Annotated in this window: 3 rRNA genes; all 3 read left to right on the forward strand. The window is 52.3% G+C overall.

The window, feature by feature from the left end:
• The first annotated feature begins 385 nt into the window (after positions 1 to 385).
• The 3 genes from L8V01_RS11750 to rrf all read left to right on the forward strand — a co-directional run bounded on the left by L8V01_RS11750 (position 386) and on the right by rrf (position 5,673).
• Positions 386 to 1,903, forward strand: a 16S ribosomal RNA gene (locus L8V01_RS11750).
• Between the two features lie 449 nt (positions 1,904 to 2,352).
• Positions 2,353 to 5,425 (forward strand): 23S ribosomal RNA (locus L8V01_RS11755).
• A gap of 130 nt (positions 5,426 to 5,555) precedes the next feature.
• Positions 5,556 to 5,673: ribosomal RNA gene (rrf, locus tag L8V01_RS11760) — 5S ribosomal RNA — on the forward strand.
• Together the 16S, 23S and 5S rRNA genes form the textbook arrangement of a ribosomal RNA operon.
• Positions 5,674 to 5,685 lie beyond the last annotated feature (12 nt).

Consider the following 5,685-nt stretch of genomic DNA (forward strand, 5'->3'; position numbering starts at 1 on the left):
ATGATGTTTGAGAACTCAATAGTGTGCCAATGTACTTTTTTATTTTTGTGTGCATGGTTGTGTGTTGATTGGTTTGTCTGCCAGTGAGCCGTTTGGTGGTTTGTTGGTTGGTGTGTGCCGGTTGGGTATGTGAAACGCGTACTCATTTGAATGCTGTTTGGTGTTTCGGCTGCATTGAGATGGATTGGTTGGCATGTGATTGTGTTCAATCTTTTTGGTTTCCTCTTTTTGACCCCGTCGGGTTGAGGGAACTGCTTTATTTTTCTTTGTAGTAATTTTTTTGGACGCCAGCATGGGCTGCATTTTGTGTGGTTTGTGGTGGTTTGTTCTTTTGTTGGGTTTCGGGCTTTTCACGGCCTGTTTCGGATTTTTGTTCTGAAATTTTTTTGTGGAGAGTTTGATCCTGGCTCAGGACGAACGCTGGCGGCGTGCTTAACACATGCAAGTCGAACGGAAAGGCCCTGCTTGCAGGGTACTCGAGTGGCGAACGGGTGAGTAACACGTGGGTGATCTGCCCTGCACTTCGGGATAAGCCTGGGAAACTGGGTCTAATACCGGATAGGAGCCATTTTTAGTGTGATGGTTGGAAAGTTTTTTCGGTGTAGGATGAGCTCGCGGCCTATCAGCTTGTTGGTGGGGTAATGGCCTACCAAGGCGGCGACGGGTAGCCGGCCTGAGAGGGTGGACGGCCACATTGGGACTGAGATACGGCCCAGACTCCTACGGGAGGCAGCAGTGGGGAATATTGCACAATGGGCGCAAGCCTGATGCAGCGACGCCGCGTGGGGGATGACGGCCTTCGGGTTGTAAACTCCTTTCGCTAGGGACGAAGCTTTTTGTGACGGTACCTAGATAAGAAGCACCGGCTAACTACGTGCCAGCAGCCGCGGTAATACGTAGGGTGCGAGCGTTGTCCGGAATTACTGGGCGTAAAGGGCTCGTAGGTGGTTTGTCGCGTCGTCTGTGAAATTCCGGGGCTTAACTCCGGGCGTGCAGGCGATACGGGCATAACTTGAGTACTGTAGGGGTAACTGGAATTCCTGGTGTAGCGGTGAAATGCGCAGATATCAGGAGGAACACCGATGGCGAAGGCAGGTTACTGGGCAGTTACTGACGCTGAGGAGCGAAAGCATGGGTAGCGAACAGGATTAGATACCCTGGTAGTCCATGCCGTAAACGGTGGGCGCTAGGTGTGAGGGTCTTTTCACGACTTTCGTGCCGTAGCTAACGCATTAAGCGCCCCGCCTGGGGAGTACGGCCGCAAGGCTAAAACTCAAAGGAATTGACGGGGGCCCGCACAAGCGGCGGAGCATGTGGATTAATTCGATGCAACGCGAAGAACCTTACCTGGGCTTGACATACACTGGATCGCTGCAGAGATGTAGTTTCCCTTTGTGGCTGGTGTACAGGTGGTGCATGGTTGTCGTCAGCTCGTGTCGTGAGATGTTGGGTTAAGTCCCGCAACGAGCGCAACCCTTGTCTTATGTTGCCAGCATTTGGTTGGGGACTCATGAGAGACTGCCGGGGTCAACTCGGAGGAAGGTGGGGATGACGTCAAATCATCATGCCCCTTATGTCCAGGGCTTCACACATGCTACAATGGTCGGTACAACGCGCAGCGACACTGTGAGGTGGAGCGAATCGCTGAAAGCCGGCCTTAGTTCGGATTGGGGTCTGCAACTCGACCCCATGAAGTCGGAGTCGCTAGTAATCGCAGATCAGCAATGCTGCGGTGAATACGTTCCCGGGCCTTGTACACACCGCCCGTCACGTCATGAAAGTTGGTAACACCCGAAGCCGGTGGCCCAAACTTGTTAGGGAGCCGTCGAAGGTGGGATCGGCGATTGGGACGAAGTCGTAACAAGGTACCCGTACCGGAAGGTGCGGGTGGATCACCTCCTTTCTAAGGAGCTTTTATTTATTGGGGTGCAGTTGCATCCTGTGGTTGGTTGAGTATGCGAGTGTCATGCTGCCAACTGTTGTTTATGTAAAATCCGGGTGGAACATACACCTGTAAGGCAAGACCAAGTGTTTGAATGGCGCTTTGTGATACACGTGTGCCGTGCACAGTTTTTAAAAGTAATTGTTGTTTGTATGTTGGTGCATTGTTGGGTGTCTGGGGCATTATTCCCCTTTTTTTGTGCCTGACCATTTTATCTGCTGACACTGTTGTGTTGGTGGGGTGTGGTTGGGGTGTTGTGTGAGAACTGTATAGTGGACGCGAGCATTAAACACATAGTGGACAGGCCGTGTGGTTTGTTTGTGTGTGTTTGTGTGATTTCTTTTTTCTTTAGTCAATTTTTTGTCAAGTTCACTTGTGTGGCCGCTGCATGGTTTTGTGTGGTGGTTTGTGTGTTCGTTATTAAGGGCGCATGGTGGATGCCTTGGCATGCTGAGCCGATGAAGGACGTGAAAGGCTGCGTTAAGCCTCGGGGAGTTGTCAATTAAGCGTTGATCCGAGGATGTCCGAATGGGGAAACCTGGCCCTGGTTATGTGGGGTTACCCTTCAGTGAATTCATAGCTGTTGTGGGGGTTGACGCGGGGAAGTGAAACATCTCAGTACCCGTAGGAGGAGAAAATAATAATGATTCTGCTAGTAGTGGCGAACGAACGTGGATGAGGCTAAACCGTGTGCATGTGATACCTGGTAGGGGTTGTGTGTGCGGTGTTGTGGGCCCCAATGGGCGGTGACTACCATCATCGTGCTTGTGTGTTGTTGTTAGGTGAAGTGGTTTGGAATGGCCTGCCGGAGAAGGTGAGAGTCCTGTAGTTGAAGACAATGGCATATGGGTTGTTGGGTTGCCCGAGTAGCAGCGGGCTCGTGGAATCTGCTGTGAATCTGCCGGGACCACCCGGTAAGCCTAAATACTCAGTGTGACCGATAGTGTATTGAGTACCGTGAGGGAATGGTGAAAAGTACCCCGGGAGGGGAGTGAAATAGTTCCTGAAACCATGTGCTTACAATCCGTCAGAGCACCGTTTGTGTGTGATGGCGTGCCTTTTGAAGAATGAGCCTGCGAGTCAGCGGCATGTCGCGAGGTTAACCCGTGTGGGGTAGCCGTAGGGAAACCGAATCCTAATGGGGTGGTAAGTGGCATGTCCTGGACCCGAAGCGGGGTGATCTACCCATGGCCAGTGTGAAGCAGCTGTAAGAGGTTGTGGAGGCGCGAACCCACGTAGGTTGAAAACTGCGGGGATGAGCTGTGGGTAGGGGTGAAAGGCCAATCAAACTCCGTGATAGCTGGTTCTCCCCGAAATGCATTTAGGTGCAGCGTCGTATTATAGCTTGGTGGAGGTAGAGCGACTGGTTGGTTGAGCGGGACTACAATCTTAGCAATGTCAGCCAAACTCCGAATGCCACTAATTGTGTTGTACGGCAGTGAGACTGTGGGGGATAAGCTTCATAGTCGAGAGGGAAACAGCCCAGATCGCCGGTTAAGGCCCCTAAGGGTGTACTAAGTGGAAAAGGATGTGGGATCGCGAAGACAGCCAGGAGGTTGGCTTAGAAGCAGCCATCCTTGAAAGAGTGCGTAATAGCTCACTGGTCGAGTGGTTCTGCGCCGACAATTCAGTGGGGCTCAAGTACACCGCCGAAGCCGCGGCAAACAATTTTTTGTTTGGGTAGGGGAGCGTCGTGCATAGGTTGAAGCGTTACCGTAAGGAGGCGTGGACTGTGTGCGAGTGAGAATGCAGGCATGAGTAACGAATTGATAGGTGAGAATCCTATCCGCCGGATGACTAAGGGTTCCTGGGTCAAGTTCGTCTTCCCAGGGTGAGTCGGGACCTAAGGCGAGGCCGACAGGCGTAGTCGATGGATAACCAGTTGATATTCTGGTACCCGTACATGCGCGCCCATGATAAAGCACTGATACTAACCACCGCGGATGCACTGCTAAGGCTCTTTGAGTGTTGGTGGTGTTGATGTCGTGGGGCCTGATGTGTGGTTCAAGTGATGGGGTGACGCAGTGAGGTAGCCACGCCACTTAGTGGATTGGTGGTGTAAGCGTGTATGCCGTGTGGTAGGTAAATCCGCTACACATAGGGTTGAGACGTGATGCGTAGACCCCATGGGGGTTGATGGTGGTGATCCTGTACTGTCGAGAAAAGCCTCTAGCGATGTGTGTGTATGGCCCGTACCCTAAACCGACACAGGTAGTCAGGTTGAAAATACTAAGGCGTTCGGGTGAACTGTGGTTAAGGAATTCGGCAAAATGCCCCCGTAACTTCGGGAGAAGGGGGGCCTCACGACGTGAGCACTCTTTGCGGTGTTAAGCGTTGTGGGGTCGCAGAGAATAGAGGGAAGCGACTGTTTATCAAAAACACAGGTCCATGCGAAGACGTGAAGTTGATGTATATGGACTGACGCCTGCCCGGTGCTGGAAGGTTAAGAGGACCGGTTAGTCAATATTTGTTGGCGAAGCTGAGAATTTAAGCCCCAGTAAACGGCGGTGGTAACTATAACCATCCTAAGGTAGCGAAATTCCTTGTCGGGTAAGTTCCGACCTGCACGAATGGCGTAACGACTTCTCTGCTGTCTCAACCACAGACCCGGTGAAATTGCACTACGAGTAAAGATGCTCGTTACGCGCGGCAGGACGAAAAGACCCCGGGACCTTCACTATAGCTTGGTATTGGTGTTTGGTTCGGTTTGTGTAGGATAGGTGGGAGACTTGGAAGTCATCACGCTAGTGGTGGTGGAGTCGTTGTTGAAATACCACTCTGATCGGATTGAGCATCTAACCTTGGCCCATGATCTGGGTTGGGGACAGTGCCTGGTGGGTAGTTTAACTGGGGCGGTTGCCTCCCAAAATGTAACGGAGGCGCCCAAAGGTTCCCTCAGCCTGGTTGGCAATCAGGTGGTGAGTGTAAGTGCACAAGGGAGCTTGACTGTGAGACAGACATGTCGAGCAGGGACGAAAGTCGGGACTAGTGATCCGGCACCTACTTGTGGATGTGGTGTCGCTCAACGGATAAAAGGTACCCCGGGGATAACAGGCTGATCTTCCCCAAGAGTCCATATCGACGGGATGGTTTGGCACCTCGATGTCGGCTCGTCGCATCCTGGGGCTGGAGTAGGTCCCAAGGGTTGGGCTGTTCGCCCATTAAAGCGGCACGCGAGCTGGGTTCAGAACGTCGTGAGACAGTTCGGTCTCTATCCGCCGCGCGCGTTGAAACTTGAAGAAAGCTGTCCCTAGTACGAGAGGACCGGGACGGACGTACCTCTAGTGTGCCAGTTATCCCGCCAGGGGTATCGCTGGTTGGCTACGTACGGAAGGGATAACCGCTGAAAGCATCTAAGCGGGAAGCCTGTTTTAAGATGAGGTTTCTCTAAGGTCCCCTAAAGACGATAGGGTAGATAGGCCAGACCTGGACGCACCGTAAGGTGTGAAGGCTACTGGTACTAATAGACCACAACAAACACCAACACACTACGTGTGCTGGCAAAAGACAAGAACAAAGAAATGTAAACAGTCACCGTCGTGACCGCGTCCACTATGCAGTATCTGACACAACACCCAAGCAAAAAGGGAATGTACTAATGCTTCGCATGTTTGTCGGTGGTCAATAGCTGCAGGGAAACGCCCGGTCCCATTCCGAACCCGGAAGCTAAGCCTGCACACGCTGATGGTACTGCAACCGGGAGGTTGTGGGAGAGTAAGTCACCGCCGACACCAAACAACAAA

The organism is Corynebacterium curieae (assembly GCF_027570035.1).
In the GTDB taxonomy this organism is placed as follows: domain Bacteria; phylum Actinomycetota; class Actinomycetes; order Mycobacteriales; family Mycobacteriaceae; genus Corynebacterium; species Corynebacterium curieae.